Source organism: Micromonospora sp. NPDC047521 (assembly GCF_055587305.1).
The window spans coordinates 430,523-447,474 of sequence record NZ_JBVJGN010000003.1; the positions used below are offsets into that span (position 1 = coordinate 430,523).

At 72.7% G+C, this 16,952-nt stretch carries 15 protein-coding genes; 10 read left to right on the forward strand and 5 right to left on the reverse strand.

Annotation, left to right across the window (positions count from 1 at the left end; all coding sequences use genetic code 11):
• Positions 1-4: 4 nt before the first annotated feature.
• The gene (locus ACZ6N8_RS09675) at positions 5-1,813 is read right to left on the reverse strand and encodes an AMP-dependent synthetase/ligase (protein ID WP_466008878.1); all 1,809 of its coding nucleotides are present in this window, start codon (positions 1,811-1,813) and stop codon (positions 5-7) included.
• A 152-nt stretch (positions 1,814-1,965) separates the two neighbouring features.
• On the opposite strand from ACZ6N8_RS09675, the gene ACZ6N8_RS09680 reads away from it, so the two are divergent.
• The 6 genes from ACZ6N8_RS09680 to ACZ6N8_RS09705 all read left to right on the forward strand — a co-directional run bounded on the left by ACZ6N8_RS09680 (position 1,966) and on the right by ACZ6N8_RS09705 (position 7,243).
• On the forward strand, positions 1,966-2,421 hold the full coding sequence (locus ACZ6N8_RS09680) for an SRPBCC family protein (RefSeq protein ID WP_466008880.1): 456 nt from the start codon (positions 1,966-1,968) through the stop codon (positions 2,419-2,421).
• 28 nt (positions 2,422-2,449) lie between these two features.
• On the forward strand, positions 2,450-3,142 hold the full coding sequence (locus ACZ6N8_RS09685; protein WP_466008881.1) for a hypothetical protein: 693 nt from the start codon (positions 2,450-2,452) through the stop codon (positions 3,140-3,142).
• A 76-nt stretch (positions 3,143-3,218) separates the two neighbouring features.
• Entirely contained in the window at positions 3,219-4,166 is a 948-nt protein-coding gene (locus ACZ6N8_RS09690; protein WP_466008883.1) for an ROK family glucokinase, read from the forward strand.
• Positions 4,167-4,177: 11 nt separating this feature from the next.
• Entirely contained in the window at positions 4,178-4,882 is a 705-nt protein-coding gene (locus ACZ6N8_RS09695) for an endonuclease/exonuclease/phosphatase family protein (RefSeq protein WP_364362552.1), read from the forward strand.
• 114 nt (positions 4,883-4,996) lie between these two features.
• On the forward strand, positions 4,997-6,391 hold the full coding sequence (locus ACZ6N8_RS09700) for a flavin-containing monooxygenase (RefSeq protein WP_466008885.1): 1,395 nt from the start codon (positions 4,997-4,999) through the stop codon (positions 6,389-6,391).
• Positions 6,392-6,448: 57 nt separating this feature from the next.
• Positions 6,449-7,243 carry an alpha/beta hydrolase gene (locus tag ACZ6N8_RS09705; protein ID WP_466009168.1) on the forward strand — a complete coding sequence of 265 codons (795 nt, stop codon included), beginning with the start codon at positions 6,449-6,451 and terminating at the stop codon, positions 7,241-7,243.
• A 19-nt stretch (positions 7,244-7,262) separates the two neighbouring features.
• Here ACZ6N8_RS09705 and ACZ6N8_RS09710 read toward each other — a convergent pair whose 3' ends face one another.
• Together ACZ6N8_RS09710 and ACZ6N8_RS09715 are read right to left on the reverse strand one after the other, a co-directional pair.
• Positions 7,263-8,744: an alpha,alpha-trehalose-phosphate synthase (UDP-forming) gene (locus tag ACZ6N8_RS09710; protein WP_466008887.1), complete on the reverse strand. Its 1,482-nt coding sequence runs from the start codon at positions 8,742-8,744 to the stop codon at positions 7,263-7,265.
• A gap of 159 nt (positions 8,745-8,903) precedes the next feature.
• Entirely contained in the window at positions 8,904-9,755 is an 852-nt protein-coding gene (locus tag ACZ6N8_RS09715; protein WP_466008889.1) for a DUF308 domain-containing protein, read from the reverse strand.
• Between the two features lie 422 nt (positions 9,756-10,177).
• Between ACZ6N8_RS09715 and ACZ6N8_RS09720 the strand changes: the two genes are divergently transcribed.
• Positions 10,178-10,855, forward strand: coding sequence for a lysophospholipid acyltransferase family protein (locus tag ACZ6N8_RS09720; RefSeq protein WP_466008890.1), 678 nt, complete (start codon positions 10,178-10,180; stop codon positions 10,853-10,855).
• A 6-nt stretch (positions 10,856-10,861) separates the two neighbouring features.
• Here the strand turns inward: ACZ6N8_RS09720 and ACZ6N8_RS09725 are convergent, their stop codons facing one another.
• The gene (locus tag ACZ6N8_RS09725; RefSeq protein ID WP_466008892.1) at positions 10,862-14,386 is read right to left on the reverse strand and encodes an adenylate/guanylate cyclase domain-containing protein; all 3,525 of its coding nucleotides are present in this window, start codon (positions 14,384-14,386) and stop codon (positions 10,862-10,864) included.
• Between the two features lie 162 nt (positions 14,387-14,548).
• Between ACZ6N8_RS09725 and ACZ6N8_RS09730 the strand changes: the two genes are divergently transcribed.
• Positions 14,549-14,746, forward strand: coding sequence for a hypothetical protein (locus ACZ6N8_RS09730; RefSeq protein WP_466008894.1), 198 nt, complete (start codon positions 14,549-14,551; stop codon positions 14,744-14,746).
• Between the two features lie 76 nt (positions 14,747-14,822).
• Here ACZ6N8_RS09730 and ACZ6N8_RS09735 read toward each other — a convergent pair whose 3' ends face one another.
• Positions 14,823-15,515 (reverse strand): Crp/Fnr family transcriptional regulator, encoded by a 693-nt coding sequence (locus ACZ6N8_RS09735; protein WP_088988366.1) that lies wholly within the window; start codon positions 15,513-15,515, stop codon positions 14,823-14,825.
• Between the two features lie 261 nt (positions 15,516-15,776).
• On the opposite strand from ACZ6N8_RS09735, the gene ACZ6N8_RS09740 reads away from it, so the two are divergent.
• Together ACZ6N8_RS09740 and ACZ6N8_RS09745 are read left to right on the forward strand one after the other, a co-directional pair.
• Positions 15,777-16,274 carry a polyadenylate-specific 3'-exoribonuclease AS gene (locus tag ACZ6N8_RS09740; protein ID WP_354826934.1) on the forward strand — a complete coding sequence of 166 codons (498 nt, stop codon included), beginning with the start codon at positions 15,777-15,779 and terminating at the stop codon, positions 16,272-16,274.
• A gap of 77 nt (positions 16,275-16,351) precedes the next feature.
• Positions 16,352-16,855: a pyridoxamine 5'-phosphate oxidase family protein gene (locus ACZ6N8_RS09745; protein ID WP_466008895.1), complete on the forward strand. Its 504-nt coding sequence runs from the start codon at positions 16,352-16,354 to the stop codon at positions 16,853-16,855.
• Positions 16,856-16,952 lie beyond the last annotated feature (97 nt).

The following is a 16,952-nucleotide window of genomic DNA, read 5'->3' on the forward strand; positions in this document are numbered from 1 at the left end:
GTAGTCAGCCTTGGTAGATGTCGGCGATTTCCGCCGCGTACGTCTTGTGGACGACCTGCCGCTTGACCTTGAGCGACGGGGTCAGCTCGCCGGTGCTCTCGGTGAAGTCGTGGGGCAGGATCCGGAACACCTTGATCGCCTCGGCCTTGGAGACGGCCCGGTTCGCGGCGTCGACCGCGGACTGGATCTCCGCGCGCAGACCCTCGTGCTCCCGCAGCTGCTCGACAGTGGTGTCGGCGGGCAGCCCGGCGCCGGCCAGCCAGGCGGGCAGCGCCTCCTCGTCGAGGGTGACAAGCGCCGCGATGAACGGCTGCCGGTCGCCGACGACGACGCACTGGCTGATCAGCGGGTGCGCCCTGACCTGGTCCTCCAGCACCGCCGGGGCGACGTTCTTGCCGCCGGAGGTCACGATCAGCTCCTTCTTGCGGCCGGTGATGCTCAGGTACCCGTCGTTGTCGAGCTGGCCCAGGTCGCCGGTGCGGAACCAGCCGTCGGCGCTGAGCGCCTCGGCGGTCGCCTCGTCGTTGTGCCAGTAGCCCTGGAAGATCAGCTCACCGGAGATCAGGATCTCGCCGTCGTCCTCGATCCGCACTGTCACGCCGGGCAGCGGGCGACCGACGGTGCCGATCCGGGTGCCGGTGGGCAGGTTCGCCGCGGCGGCGGGCGAGGTCTCGGTCAGGCCGTAGCCCTCCAGGATCGTCACGCCGATGCCGCGGAAGAAGTGGCCGAGCCGGGCGCCGAGCGGCGCGCCGCCGGAGATCGCGTCGCGGCACCGGCCGCCGAGTGCCGCGCGCAGCTTGCGGTAGACCAGCCGGTCGAAGACCGCGTGCTGGGCCCGCAACGCCAGGCCCGGCCCGCCCGGGGTCTCCAGCGCCTCGCTGTACGAGATGGCGACCTGCTCGGCGCGGGCGAAGATGCCGCCCTTGCCGTCGGCCTCGGCCTTCTGCTTGGCCGCGTTGTAGACCTTCTCGAACACCCGGGGTACGGAGAGCACGAAGGTCGGCCGGAACTCCTGTAGCTCGGCGACCAGGTTCTTGGGGTCGGCGCAGTGCGCCATGGTGGCCCGGGCCTGCACCACGCCGATCTGGATCAGCCGGGCGAAGGCGTGCGCCAGTGGCAGGAAGAGCAGGGTGGCCGCGCCGGCGTTGAACAGGTTCGGCAGCACCGGCACCGCGTTGGCGATGTCGGCGTACATGTTGCGGTGGGTGAGCACGCAGCCCTTGGGCCTGCCGGTGGTGCCGCTGGTGTAGATGATGGTGGCGACGTCGCCGGAGCGGACCCCCCTGCGGCGCTGCTCGACCTCGGCCAGCTCGACCGAGGCGCCGACGGTGACCAGGTCGTCGACCCCGCCGAGCTCGATCTGCCAGAGGTGCTTCAGCTCGGGCAGCCGGTCGCGCACATCGGCGATCAGCTCGGCGTGCCGGTCGGTCTCCACCATGACGGCGACCGCGCCGGAGTCGGCGAGGATCCACGCGGCCTGCTCCGCGCTGGACGTCTCGTAGATCGGCACGGTGATCGCGCCTGTCGTCCAGATGGCGTAGTCCAGCAGGGTCCACTCGTAGCGGGTGCGGCTCATCAACCCGACCCGGTCACCCGGCTGGACGCCGGAGGCGATCAGCCCGCGTGCGACAGCCACGACCTCGTCGCGGAACTGCAGGCAGGTCACCTCTGCCCAGGTGGTGCCCTCGGCGGTGCGGGTGTGGCGGGCGAACTGGACCGTGTCCGGTGCGACCTCGGCGTTTTCCCAGACCGGATCGGTGAGGTTGGCCGCGTCGCCAACGGTGACGATCGGCGGAACGGAGAACTCGCGCACCTGCACTCCTTCGTGCTCGCACTGGCCAGACCGGTCGCCACCACGGCGTCCGTCCCGTCGAAACCTACCCGGCGGGTGGTTACGGTGCCGTAGGCAGGGCGCGGCGGGGGCGGCGCGCCGCGGGGGCGGCACCCGCCGGGTAGCCTCCCCCCATGGCGGACTCCTCCACCCAGTCGATCATCATCGGCGCGTCACCGGACCTGGTGGCGGCGGTCATCTGCGACTTCCCGCGCTACCCGGAGTGGACCGAGGCGGTGCGCCGGGTCGAGGTCGTCGAGGAGTACGAGGACGGCTACGCCAGCCAGGTGCGGTTCACCATCGACGCCGGGGTGATGGCCGACGAGTACGTCCTGGCCTACGAGTACGCCGAGGACCTGTCCCGGATCGAGTGGCACCTGGTCGCGCCGTCGAAGATGCAGAAGAGCCAGCGCGGTTCGTACGACCTGGTGGGTAACCCGGACGCCAGCACCACTGTGACGTACACCCTTGAGGTCGAACTGTCGGTGGGCATGCTCGGCATGTTCCGGCGCAAGGCCGAAAAGATGATCATGGACACCGCGTTGAAGCAGCTCAAGCGCCGGGTAGAAGCATCCGGTGCGGCGCAGTGACGCGTCCGGCAGGGCGGAGGAGCCGAGGTTGAGCGGCACAGATCCGGGCTCGGCCCGGCACGAGGCGGAGCGGCTTGTCGCCACCCTGCTCGCGGGGGCGCGACTGGCCGCCGCCGGGTCGGCGGGTGGCGCGTCCGGCCCGCTCGGTGGCCTGCTGGCGGGTGTCCTCGGTCACAGCGACACCCCCGCCGACCGGCCCGGTGGGACCGGAGGTTTCGCCACCGGTTCACGTGAGTGCTGCGTCTGTCCGGTCTGTCGGGGAATCGCCGCGTTGCGGGACCCGAGTCCCGAATTCGCCGAACGGCTCGCCACCGGCGCCGGTGACCTCGCGGCAGGTGTGGCCAGCCTGCTGCGCGCGTTCTCCCCGCCGGAGCCGCCACCGGCGCACACCTCCGACTCCGCCGCTCCGGCCGCGCCCGCACCCGCTCCGACAAGCGACGGCGAGGCCCCGCGGCCCGCGCGGACCGACCGGCTGTCCGACGCCGGCGACGACCACGTGTGGCGCGATGCCACCCGCACCGGGCATGATTCTCAGCCGGCGCCGGAACGGGATGTCTGGTCGGCCGCCACCCGGACGGCGGACCCACTCGCCCCGCCCACCGCGCCACCCGTCGACGACGCCGGGGCGGTGGCCGCACCGGTGCCGACCAACCGACCCGTGGTGCCCGCGTCGCGGGTGCCCGACGACGCCGGCGCGGACGCACCGGGCGACGAGGCCTGACCGCGGGACATCCCGACCCGGACCGACGTTTCGTCGGCGCGCGGGCCGGACAGCACAGCAGAGGGGAGCGGCAGCGGTGACGCTGACCATCGGAGTCGACGTCGGAGGCACGAAGGTGGCCGGCGGTGTCGTGGACGACACCGGCGCGGTACTCGTGCAGACCCGACGGGACACTCCCGCCGATGACGTCGGCAAGACCCGCGACGTCATCATCGATCTGGTCGGCGAACTCGCTGCCGGGCGGACGATCGAGGCCGTCGGGATCGGCGCGGCCGGCTGGATCGACGCCACCCGGTCCACCGTGCTCTTCGCCTCGAACCTCGCCTGGCGCGACGAGCCGCTGCGCGAGTACGTCAGCGCCGCGGTGGGTCTGCCGGTCATCGTCGAGAACGACGCGAACGTCGCCGCCTGGGCGGAGTTCCGCTACGGCGCGGCCCGCGACGCCGACGACTCCATGATCATGTTCACCATCGGCACCGGCGTCGGCGGCGGCATCGTCCTCGGCGGCGAGCTGATGCGCGGCGCGCACGGCGTCGCCGCGGAGCTGGGTCACATGCTTGCCGTGCCGGACGGGCACCAGTGCGGCTGCGGACGACTGGGCTGCATCGAGCAGTACGCCAGCGGCAGCGCCCTGGTCCGTTTCGCCCGCGCCGGCGCCCGACAGGAACCGAACCGGGCGACCGCGCTGCTGGAGCTGGCAGGTGGCGAGGCCGAGGCGATCACCGGTCACATGGTGACCGCCGCCGCGCAGGACGGCGACCCGATCTCCGCCGAGGCGTTCGCGCAGATCGGCAGGTGGTTGGGCACCAGCCTCGCCGACATGGCGCAGATCCTCGACCCGCAGACCCTGGTGGTCGGCGGCGGTGTGGTCGAGGCCGGCGACCTGCTGCTCGGCCCGACCCGCCGCTCGTACCTCGACGCGCTCGCGCAGCGCGGCCGCCTGCCGGTGGCCGAGGTGCTCCCCGCCGAGCTGGGCAACAGCGCCGGGGTGATCGGCGCCGCCGACCTGGCCCGCCGGATCTGAGGCGGGGACCGATGGGCGAGGCTGCCGGCGTACCGCTGCGCGTGGTGTCGTACAACATTCACAGCCAGCGCGACGACACGGCCGCGCTGGCGGCGGTGGTCCGGGCCGCGCGCCCGGACGTGGTGATCGTGCAGGAGGGGCCGCGCCGGTTCCGGTGGCGGCAGAAGTCCGCCACGCTTGCCGAGTCCTTCGGCCTGGTGGTGGCCGCAGGTGGGCTGCCCGCGCTTGGCAACCTGCTGCTGACCAGCCTGCGCGTCCAGGTGACGGGCACCAGGTGCCAGCGCTTCCCGCTGACCCCCGGCCGGCACCTGCGCGGCGCCGCGTACGCCGACTGCCGGGTCGCCGGCGCCCGGTTCACCCTCGCCGGCTCGCACCTGTCCACCGATCCGGCGGAGCGTCCCGCGCAGGCCGCCGAGTTCAAGCGCGGGCTGGACGCGGCGACCAGCCCGGTACTCGCCGGCGCCGACCTCAACGAGGGCCCGGACGGCCCGGCGTGGGCCGCCGTGGCGCGCGGGCTCACCGACGCCGCGGTGGCGGCCGACGCGGCGGACCGGCTCACCTACTCGTGCGCCGACCCGCGTCGGCGCATCGACGCGCTCTTCGTCGACCCGCGGATCACAGTTGTCGACTACGACGTGGTGGACACCCCGCAGACCCGCCGGGCCAGCGACCACTTCCCGGTCCTGGTCGACCTGCTGCTGCCCACCACCGGCTGACCCCCACCGGCCGGGACCCGCCGATCGGTCCGCGCCGGCGCTGGACATCCGGCTCCGATGTGGAGAGGATTTCGCGGCGACCGGCACGCGTGCCGCACAAAAGGAGATGCCCCGGTGTCCACCTCCACCGACCACGGCCGGCCCGATCCGTCCGCGCAGGGCCGCGACGCCGCCCCCGTCTCCGACCGGGGCGACACGGTCTGCGTCATCGGGGCCGGGGCCAGCGGCCTGACGGCCATCAAGAATCTGCGCGAGCACGGGTTCGGCGTGGACTGCTACGAGCGGGAGACCGGCGTCGGCGGCGCCTGGAACTGGCGCCACGACCGCAGCCCGGTGTACGCCAGCACCCACCTGCTCTCGTCGAAGCCGTTCACCCAGTTCCCCGACTTCCCGATGCCGGACTCGTGGCCGGACTACCCGCACCACAGCCAGCTGCTCTCCTACTTCGAGCGGTACGCCGACCACTTCGACCTGCGGTCGCACATCTGGTTCGGCACCGAGGTGGTCCGGGTCGAACCCGCCGAGGGGGACCGCTGGGACGTCACGACCCGCTCCACCGGCGGGTACGGTCCGGAGCGCACCTCCCGGTACGCCGCCGTGCTGATCGCCAACGGCCACAACTGGTCGCCGAAACTGCCCCGCTACGAGGGCCTCGAAGAGTTCCGAGGCGAGATCATGCACGCCTCGTCCTACAAGGACCCGGCCCAACTGCGCGGCAAGCGGGTGCTGGTGGTCGGTGCCGGCAACACCGGCTGCGACATCGCCGTCGAGGCCGCCCAGCAGGCGTCGCGCTGCTGGCACTCCAGCCGGCGCGGCTACTGGTACGCCCCGAAGTACGTGTTCGGCCGCCCGGCCGACCAGGTGAACGACGCGCTGCTGGCCCTGCGGGTGCCGTTGCGTCTGCGGCAGTGGCTCTACCACTGGACGCTGCGCCTGACCGTCGGTGACCTGACCCGCTTCGGCCTGCCCAAGCCCGACCACCGGGTGTACGAGACGCACCCCATCGCGAACAGCCAGCTCGTCTACTACGTGGGCCACGGCGCCATCGGCCCGGTGCCGGACGTCGCCCGGTTCCACCCGTACGCGGTGGAGCTGACCGACGGGCGTGAGATCGACCCCGAGGTGGTCATCTTCGCCACCGGGTACCTGCCGCGGTTCGAGTTCCTCGACGCGTCGGTGTTCGCCGACAGCGCCGGCGCGGGTCGGCCCACGCTGTGGCTCAACGCGTTCACCCCGGGCCATCCGACGTTGGCGGTGGCCGGTCTGTTGCAGCCGGACTCCGGGATGTTCACCCTGGCGCACTGGCAGACGGTGCTCTTCGCGCGTGTGTTGCAGGCCCGCCGGGACCGCCCGGAGCGTGCCGCGGCGTTCGCGCAGCGGGTGCGGGAGCGGGCCGGCGAGCGGTACTCCGGTCAGGTCAAGGAGAGCAGCCGGCACTGGTTCGAGGTCGGCCACGCCGACTATCTGCGCGCTGTCCAGCGCGCCCTGCACGATCTGGAGGCCAAGTGAGCTTGCGAGCCCCGCAGTCGCGAACGGAAGGTCGCACAGGTGAGTGAGCTGCGGATCATGCGGGGGCGGGAGTGGGCCCGACCGGTCCGGCCGGCGCGTCGTGAGGTGCTCAGCGCCGTGCCGGAGGTGGAGCAGGGGCGGCCGCCGCTGCTGTTCGTTCCCGGGTTCGGGCACGGCGCGTGGGCGTTCGCCGAGCACTGGTTGGGGCACGCGGCGTCGCGGGGCTTCCCGGCGTACGCGATGAGTCTGCGCGGGCACGGTGCCAGCGAGCCGGCGCCGGAGGCGACGTTGCGGGCGTACGCCCACGACGTGGTCCAGGTGGCGGCGGGCCTGCCGCGGCAGGCGGTGCTGGTGGGGCACGGCGCCGGGGCGCTTGTCGTGGCGCACGCGTTGGCGCGTTACCCGGCGCGGGGCGCCGTGCTTGTGGCACCGGTCTTCGGCGGCTGGGGGGTGCTGGGGGCGGCGCTGCGCCGCAATCCGGCCGGGACGCTGCCTGCGGTGTTCGGTGGGCCGCTGCGCCTCAGCCGGGGGCAGTTGTTCAGCCGGGAGCTGCCCGACGAGGAGGCCCGGCGGTATGTCGGTCGGCTCGGTCGGGCCGGCCGGCGGGCGCAGTGGGCGCTGCTGGGCGAGCCGGCGGCCGAACCGGCAGTGGGCGCGCCGCCGGTGCTGGTGATGGGCAGCCCGGACGACCGGGTGGTGCCGTCGTCGACGTTGACCCGGGTGGCCCGCCGGTACGGTTCGGCGCCGCTGCTCTTCCCCGGCATGGGGCACGACCTGATGCTTGACGCGCGGTGGGTGGAGCCGATCGACGCGATCCTGGACTGGTTGGAGAAGGAACCCGCCGCGCACTGAGCTGGCGGCCGACGGCCGATCAGCCGCCGCTGTGGTGTGCGGCGGGGGTGGCCCGGGTCGCCGGGCGGGGCACCCGGACCGCGTCGTCGGTGCTGGTCAGGAGGCTGACCAGGGCGCCGGTCTCGTCGAGCGCGCCGAGGTAGGAGCGCGCCCAGGCCCGGATGTCGTGTTCGTGCAGGTGGGCGCGCATCGCCCGCATCCGTTCGGTGACGTCGGCCGGGCTGGCCCGCAGCGCCGCGCGCAGGCCCTGCTTGAGCCCCTCCAGGTCGTGCGGGTTGACCAGGTACGCCTGCGACAGTTCCGCGGCCGTGCCGGCGAACTCGCTGAGCAGCAGCGCACCGTCGTCGTCCACCCGGGCGGCGACGTACTCCTTGGCGACCAGGTTCATCCCGTCGCGCAGCGGGGTCACCGCCATCACGTCGGCGACCCGGTAGAGCGCGGCCAGTTCGGCCCGGTCGAAGGGCTGGGTGAGGTAGTGGATGGCGGGTTCGCCGACCCGGCCGAACTCGCCGTTGATCCGGCCGACCTCACGCTCGATCCGTTCGCGCAGGATCTGGTACTGGCCGACGCGTTCCCGGCTCGGCATGGCCACCTGCACGAGCACGGTGTCGCGGACCTTGACGTCGCCGCTGGCCAGCAGTTCGCTGTACGCCTTGAGCCGCTGCTCGATGCCCTTGGTGTAGTCCATCCGGTCGACGCTGAGGATGACCTGTCGGGGGTCGCCGAGGTCCTGGCGGAGTCGGCGGGCCCGGGCGGCGACGTCGGGGCGGGAGGCCAGCGCGGCCATCTCGGCGGTGTCGATGGAGACGGGGAACGCGCCGATGCGCACCACCCGGTCGTCGATGCCGATCCGCCGGTCGGTGGCCGGCAGCTCCAGGACCCTCGTCACGAGCTGGGCGAAGTTGTGCGCGGCCTGGATCCGCTGGAAGCCGACGAGGTCGGCGCCGAGCATCCCGCGCAGCAGTTCGGCGCGCCGGGGCAGCTGCATGAACAGCTCCGGGGGTGGGAACGGCACGTGCAGGAAGAACCCGATGCGCAGGTCCGGCCGGAGCGCGCGGAGCTGGCCGGGGACCAGATGCAGGTGGTAGTCCTGTACCCAGACGACGGCGCCCTGCTCGGCCACCTCGGCTGTCGCCTCGGCGAAGCGCTGGTTGACCCGCTGGTACGTCTCCCACCACCGGCGGTGGTGTTGCGGTTGTTCGACGGAGTCGTGGTAGAGCGGCCAGAGGGTGGCGTTGGCGAATCCCTCGTAGTGGTCGCGGAGGTCGTCCTGGCTGAGCGCGACGGCGTGCATGCGGACGCCGTCCACGTCGGGCAGGGTGGGGGCGGGCCCGGTGCCGCCGGCCCAGCCGACCCAGGTCGCCGGGGTGTGCTTCAGCAGTGGGTGCAGCGCGCTGACCAGGCCCCCTGGACTGCGTCGCCACTCGCAGGCCCCGTCGGGCGCCTGGTTGTCGTCGATGGGGAGGCGGTTGGCCACCACCACGAGGGAACTCTGTCGCATCTCGGGCATTCCGATCAGCAGAGGACTGACCGCCACGAGCAGGAGAAAACCGGTCAGTCAGCGGGGGAAGTGACGTACAGCGGTATTCCTACTGACAGTAAGTTACACCACTGTTACGCGCCGGGCGGGGCGGCGTCGTCCCGCGATGCGGGCCGGAGGTCAGACGACGGCGCCGTTGTCCGGGTCGTCGTCCTCCTCGTCGCCGGGGCGCAGACGCCAGATCAGCGTGACGAAACCGGCAAGGATGCCGGTGAACCCGAACAGGGTGACCGCCGAGCGGTCCACCGGGACCAGTGACGGGAAGAGGAAGAGCACGAACCCGACCACCACCGCGAGGATGCCCACCACCGCGTACTTCGAGATCCGGGGCAGCGGCGGCGGGGGCGGCGGGTGGTAGCCCTCGTCGTCCTCGTCGTCGGGCAGGTCCGCGCCGAACGTGTCCAACCCGTCGAGCAGCGACGGCTCGTCCGGACGGGTGCCCCGCCCGACCGAGATGCCGGAGATGTCGGTGGCGGACGGCAGTCGCCGGACGTCGGTGGCGGTCGGGCCGGGCTCGTCGACGCCGGAGCGGGCCAGGGGGCCGGCCGCCGGCTCGTCCCGGGTGTCCGGTTCGTCCACGTTTTCCGAGGCCGGCCACGGGTGCTCACCGACGGTCGAGGTGGTGTGGAAGCCCGCCACGATCCGCGCCCACTCGGCGTCGATGTCCGGTTCGTCACGTGCCGGGGACTGCTCCGGGGACGTCTCGTCGGCGAGCTGGGTCAGATAGTCCCGTGCCGTGGTCAGGTGCGAACGGTCGACGTACAGCCGGTCGACCGGACGGGCCGGGACGGTGGTGGTGCGGGTGACCGGGTTGAGGTCGGCCGAGGGTTGCAGGTACGCGGCGATGCCACCGGCGGCCAGCACGTCGAGCAGGTGCTCGCCGACGCGCGGATCGACGTCGCCGACGACGGCGTACTCGCTCGCGTCGAGCCCGTTGTCCCGCCGTCCCCGGCGGGCCCCACCCGCTGACACCCGGACATCCTCCTCAACGCGCCGTGCGGCGCGGCCACCCTGCCCCCTCGACGCCCGTACGCACGCCGTGCTCTGAATCGTGACACGTCAGGGGTCGGTTCCGGGAGTGCGTTGTGTCGCGTCTTCCAAAGTCACGGCTGCCGTCGCAGGTCGCGGCGGTGCTCCGATGTCCGTTCTTGCGCGACACGTGCGATCTCGATGATCGTCAGGCGGCGGGTCCGCCAGGGGGTCGGGGTGGGCGCTTCGCGGCGGCCAGATGGTCCCGGTGCCCCCTCGCCGCCGCCTCGCGGCAGGGGTCGCCCGCGCGGCGGTGGTGAGCGTCCGTCCGTTGTGGTGAGAGCGCTCGCTTCGTAGGCTCGTCGGCGACGGCGGCGCTCCCGGGCACGGCGCCGTCGCGGGGCACACCACGGGAAAGGACGCCGGTGCTCTACTGGCTGTTGAAGTACGTTCTCCTCGGTCCGCTGCTCAAGCTGATCTTCCGCCCGCAGGTGGAGGGCCTGCGTCACGTGCCGGCGACCGGCCCGGTGATCCTGGCCAGCAACCACCTCTCCTTCTCCGACTCGATCTTCACGCCGTTGATCATTTCGCGGCGGGTCACCTTCGTGGCCAAGGCCGAGTACTTCACAGGCAAGGGCATCAAGGGCTGGCTGACCAGGATGTTCTTCGTCGGCACCGGCACCGTCCCGGTGGACCGCTCAGGTGGCCGGGCAGCCCGGGCCGCGCTGGACACCCAGTTGCGGGTGCTGCGCGCCGGGGGAGTGGCGGGCATCTACCCCGAGGGCACCCGATCCCCCGACGGGCGGCTCTACCGGGGCAAGACCGGGGTGGCCCGGCTCGCCCTGGAGAGCGGTGCCGTGGTGGTGCCGGTGGCGATGCTCAACGCCGACGAGATCCAGCCGCCCGGCAGGCTCATCCCCAGGATCGACCGGGTGCGGATCCGCTTCGGCGCGCCGCTGGACTTCTCCCGCTACGCGGGCATGGCCGGCGACCGGTTCGTCGAACGGGCGGTCACCGACGAGATCATGTACGAGTTGATGGAGCTGTCCGGCCGCGAGTACGTCGACGTCTACGCGCAGAAGCTCAAACTGGTGGCCGCCTGAGCCGGCTCAGCAGGCCACTGCCGGTCCGGCCGGGCTGATCGGCCGCCCCGCGAGCGCCAGCAGGCCGGGAGCGTCGTTGCGCAGCGCGAAGGTGCGGACCTCGGCGCGCGGCGCCCGGGCCGCCGCCGGGTCACCGGCACGGGTCAGCTCGGCCGCCGCCAGTGCCAGCGCCAGCACCCGGTCACTGACGTCGGGGATCCGCCCGTACGTCTCGGCGGCGGCCAGGTGCAGCTCGGCCGAGCGCCGGTGGTCGCCGTCGGCCGCGGCCAGCGCCGCCGTCACGGTCCGCAGCGCCGCCTCCGACCAGGGCGTGCGATGCCCGACCCGGCCCAGCATCGCCCGGACCCGCACCGCCGTGTCCCGGCCGGCAAGCGCGGCGGCGTACGCGGCTGCCGCTATCCACTCCCCGCTGGCCAGGGCCGGCACCTCCGACCAGGAACTGTCCAACTCGTCGATCAGCTCCGCCGCCTCGTCGGCGCGACCCTGCAACGCCCGGCACAGGGCGGCCATGCCCACCATCGTCCAGCGCAGCCTGTGGAACCCGCTGCGCCGCGCGGTGTCCAGGGCGTCGCCCAGGTCGTCCGGGTCGTCGTCGTCACGCAGCACCAGCAGGCAGCAGCGCAGACCCCGCACCTGCATGTCCCAACTGCCGGTGGGCGTGTCCACGAACGCCTCGGCGGCGGTGAGCAGCCGACCGAAGTCGCCCTCGAACCAGGCGCGCATCGCCTCGGCCGAGTAGCTGGTGGTCAACGTCTGGCCGCTGGCCGTCCGCGCCGGCGCGGACGAGAGCAGGGCGTCCGAGCGCAGCCAGTCGCCCTCCTCCCGGATCGCCCACGCGAGGTTCTGGGTGGCGCGGGGCAGCGCCAGCAACTGACCGGCCCGGCTGAACTCCACTATCGCGTGCAGCTCGTCCAGACCGACCCGGTCCCCGGCCTGGTAGCGGGCGGTCGCGGCGGTGATCCGGGCGTTGGTGCGGGTCTCGGTCAGGCCCAGCCGCTCGGCGATCTCCGCGGCGATCTCCGCCGCCGCGACTGCCGCGTCCCGTTCGTAGTTGAGCATGTGCAGCCGGCCCAGCTCCGCGTAGGCGTCCGCCTTCTGCGGGGTGTCCGGCAGCGACTCGAACAACTGCACGGCCCGGTCCAGGCAGACCAGGGCGTCGGCCCGGTCGGCGCGCAGCCAGGCGGCCTGGCCGAGGAGCGTCCAGGCGCGGGCCGCGCACGCGTCGTCGCCGTGCGCCGACAGCCGCCCGGCCAGCGCGTGCACCTGCTCCGGCCCGCCGCCGGAGAGGAACGCGTTGCCGTCGCGGTAGAACGAGATCTCGGTGCTCAGCAACTCCAGTTGGAGGCGGCCGACCGGGTCGCTGTCGTCGGCCAGGCCGAGCGCCCGGCCCGCGTGGGCGGCCGCCGCGTCCAGCCCGTGCAGGGCGTACGCCCGGCGGGCCGCGCGGTGCAGCGCCTGCCGGGCCGGCGCCGCGTACCGGCGGACCTCCATGCCGAGGGAGCGGGCGATCTCGTGCGCCGCCCAGCGGTGGTGCGCGAGCACCTCGGCCAGGTCGGTGTCCCGGCTGTGCGACAACGCGTCGAGCCAGTCCGCGGCCCGTTCGTGCCGGGCCACCCGCTCGGTACGCGGAAGCCGCTGATAGCAGACGTCGCGCACCAGCACGTGCCGGAACCGGAACTCCGCCTGCCCGGCCATCGTGGAGGCGGCCTGCTCGTGCACGAAGTCACGCTGCTCCAGCCGGCGCAGCGAGCGCTCGACCGACTCGACCTGCTGGCCGAGGGCGGCGGCCACCGCGCCGGGCCAGAACTGCACCCCGACCACCGAGGCGGCCAGCAGCACGGCGCGGTCCTTCGCGTCGAGCAGGTCCACCCGGTTGGCGATCACCGCGTGCACGCTCTCCGGCATGGTCAGTTCGAGGTGCTTGTCCAGTGACCAGCCCCGCCCGGACTGGCGCAGCGCGCCCTGCTCGATGAGCATCCGGACGTACTCGTGGGCGTAGAGGGGGTTGCCTCCGGCCACCTCGATCAGCGGGCTCAACATGTCGGCGGAGAACGCCGCCTGGCCGAACAGGTGCGCGTACAGCGCGGCGATCCCGGTGTCCCGCAGCGGCGGCAGGGTGATGGTCACCGAGCCGGTGATGGTGCCGGCCCAGCTCGGGTCGCGGTCGACCAGCTCCGGGCGGGCGGTGCACAGCAGCAGCAACGGCACCTCGCGGGCCGCCGACCCGAGCAGCTCCACGAAGCGCAGCATGGCGTCGTCGGCCCAGTGCAGGTCCTCGAAGACCAGCACGGTGGGGCGGCGGGCGGCAAGCGCCAGCAGGAAACGCCGCCACGCCGACTCCGCCTCCTCGGCGGGCAGCGGCGTGCCGGGCAACCCGACCAGCGGGCGCAGCGCGTCGACGACCCGGTCCCGTTCGCCAGGGCCGATCAGCTCGGCGACGGCGGCGGCCAGCCGCTGCGCCGCGCTGGCGGCCGGGTCGGTGTCCAGGATGCCGGCCTCGGACTTCACGATGTCGGCGAGCGCGGCGTACGTGACGTTCTCCCCGAACGGCGGGCAGCGCCCGATCCGCCAGGTCAGCGGCTCGTCGACGAGGCGGCCGGTGTGCCGGTACAACTCGCGCAGCAGGCGGCTCTTGCCGATGCCGGCCCGACCGAAGATCGTCACCACCTGCGGCAGTCGGTCCCGCAGAGACCGGTGCAGGGCGTTGACCAGCATGCCCAGCTCGTGTTCCCGGTCGACGAGCGGCGTGGTGTCCGGTTCCCGGTCGGTGGGCTGGCGCCGCAGCGGGGACAGGGCGAGCCACACCTCGGTCGGCGAGGACCTGCCGCGCAGGGTGACCGGTGGCTGCTCCTCGTACCGGACCGCGTCCTTGGTCAACGCGTGCGTGGTGCCGCACACCAGCACCCCGCCCGGCGGTGCGACGGACTGCATCCGGGAGGCGGTGTTCACCACGTCCCCGGCCACGATCGCCTGCCCGCCGTCGCGGGCGGCTGCCACGTCGACGAGCGCCTCCCCGGTGGCCACCCCCACCCGGAACCGCAGCTCGGTGCTGCCGGTCGGCGCGAACCGGGTGAGCACCCGCTGCAGCTCCAGGCCGGCCCGTACGCAGCGCAGCGCGTCCGTCTCGGTGGCGATCGGCGCGCCGAAGAGCGCCATCACCGCGTCGCCGATGTACTTCTCCACCACCCCGCCGTACTGGCCGACGACGCGGCGGGCGGCGGAGAAGAACCCGGTCTGCATGCCGCGCACCTGCTCCGGGTCGGCCCGCTCGACGTACGGCGTGAAGTCGATCAGGTCGACGAACAGGACGCTCACCCGGCGGCGGTCCTCCTGCGGGGTGACCGCGGCGGGCCGGTCCGCGCCCGGCCGGGGTGACCCGCACGAGGTGCAGAACGTGACGTCGGAGGCGAGCGGACGCAGGCAGTGCGGGCAGACCGCACCCAGTTCGGCGCCGCAGCCACCGCAGAAGCGGTCGCCGTCGGCAGCCGTCCGTCCACAGCGCTCACACTGCGCGGCGATGACACCCTCCACTGGCGGAACCGGTCGACGCCCCCCGGCGTCGCCTGGTAGGAGTATCACCGCCGGCGAACCTGTCAGGTACCGGCCTGTTGGCTTGTGGACAGTCCATCAGGGCAGATGCGGACTACATTCAGTCAGCCACATGTCGATCAGCGACCAGAGGGGGACAGGTCAATGGTGTACGTCAAGCTGGAGAGCGACTGGACCGACGGCAACGGGGTCAGCCACTCCGCGGGCGATTCGGTGGACGTCGACGCCGCCACGCTCGCCACGCTCCAGGCCGAGGGCATCGTCAGCGAGCAGTCCCACGGCCCGAGCGGCGACGGCAAGGGCCCGGACAAGTGGGCCGGCCCGGGCAGTTCCGGGGTCTGATCCCGCGCTCAGTGACGCGTCGACGCGGCCGGGTCGCCCACGGGTGACCCGGCCGCGTCGTGCGCGTACCCGTGGATCAGCGGTCGCTCATGCCGGCGCGTCGGCGCAGCGCGGCCACGTCGGTCACCACGATCCGGCGGCCCTCGGTGCGCAGCCAGCCCCGGCTGGCGAACGACCCGATCGCCTGGTTGACGCTCTGCCGGGAACCGCCGGCCATCTCGGCCAACTGGCTCTGGTTGAGCTCGATCGTGATCATCGGGGCCTGGCTCTCGCCAGCCAACCGGACCAGCGTCTTGGCCACCCGGCCGGGCAGGTCGAGGAAGACGTGGTCGGCGTTCTGCTCGGTGAGCCGGCGGATCAGCCCGCCCAGCGAGCGCATCACCGCGTCCAGGATGCGGGGGTTGGAGTGCACCAGTTCCATGAACGCCCCCCGGGAGAGCGCGAGCGCCGCGCAGTCCTCGATGGCCTCGGCCGAGGCGGACCGGGTGGACGCGTCGAGCAGGGAGACCTCGCCGAGCACGTCGGGCGGACGGATAACCGACAGCACGGCCCGTTCGCCGGTCGGCGCGGTCCGGAAGACGGCGACCGCGCCGCGGCGCAGCACGATCAGCGACTCGCCCGGGTCGTTCTCGACGAAGAGCAGTTGGCCCTTGCGGTAGGTGCGCGGAACGGCGGCGGCGATGACACGCTGCCGCACCTCGGGCTCCAGCCCTGCGAACATCTCGACACCCGTGAGCGCGTCACCCGGCTCCGGCAGGCGCATCTCCACGGTCCAACCCCTCCCCGGTCATGGACCACAAACTCGCTCACCGGGTGAACCTGATGGCCCTGACAAGGTGAACTGACACCGGTTCGGCGTCCGGTAGCGGTACACATCAGATCATGACGGTCCGGTCGCTTGCTGTACACCCCTCGAAGCACTTCCGTGACCGTCGCCAGCTGCGGCGTACCCCCTCGTCGCCGGCCTCCGGCGGCCACCGGTCGCCCCCCGCCGGGCACCGCCGCGAGCCGGTGGGCGAGGATGGCCGGAATGGTCTACCGCTACTTCTACGACTGCGAGTTCATCGAGGACGGCCGGCTCGTCGACCTCGTGTCGATAGGTGTCGTCGACGAGTACGGCCGCGAGTTCTACGCGGTCTCCACCGAGTACGACGATTCCCGTGCCGTGCCCTGGGTGCGGCGCAACGTGCTGGACAAGCTGCCCTCGCCTGCCGACCGGGCCTGGCGCTCGCGTGAGCGCATCCGCGACGACCTGTACGACTTCCTCATGGAGCCGATCCGGGACCGGCCGGGGGAACAGTTGGAGTTGTGGGCCTGGTACGCCGCGTACGACCACGTGGTGCTCGCGCAGCTCTGGGGTGCGATGCCGGCGCTGCCCCGGGAGATCCCCCGGTTCACCAAGGAGTTGCGGCAGCTCTGGGACGACCGTGGCCGGCCGACCCTGCCGGACGCCGACGCGGCCCGGCACGACGCCCTGGTCGACGCCCGGCACAACCTGGCCCGCTGGCGGGCGATGACGTCCCGCTGACAGTCGTCGTACCTTTGCAGGTTTGACCGGTTCTGTCCCGGGCATCGGTTCGACCAGTCGAGCCGAGGGAGACTGCCATGAGCAAGGAACCGACCAGCGCCACCGAGGCCCGCGCCCGGGTCACCGAGCTGGTCCGGGACGCGCGGATCTGCATGTTCACCACCATCGCGCTGGACGGGCGGCAGGTGAGCCGGCCGATGGGGCTTCAGGAGGCCGAGTTCGACGGGGACCTCTGGTTCTTCGCCTCCGCCGACTCGGCCAAGGTCCGCCAGATCCGGGTGAACCCGGAGGTCAACGTCTCGTTCTCGGACCAGAAGCACAACGTCTGGGTTTCCGTCTCCGGCACCGCCAGGGACGAGTTCGACAGGGCTCGCGCCGAGCGGCTGTGGAACCCGCTGCTCAAGACGTGGTTCCCGGACGGGCTGGACACGCCCGGCCTGACCTTGATCAAGGTGCACGCAAGCTCCGCCGAGTACTGGGACTCGCCGAGCAGCAGCGTGGTCAACCTGTTGGGGTTCGCCAAGGCCGCCGTCACCGGGCAGCCGCCGGAGGTCGGCGAGAACCACGAGGTGAGCTACTGACCTGCAGCCGTCCCGGGGCGCGCTGTCATCGCACAGGCAGGCCGACTACAGTGCGCAGTGACGGCCCGCCCCGGGCCGGCAACGGCGCCGATGGTCT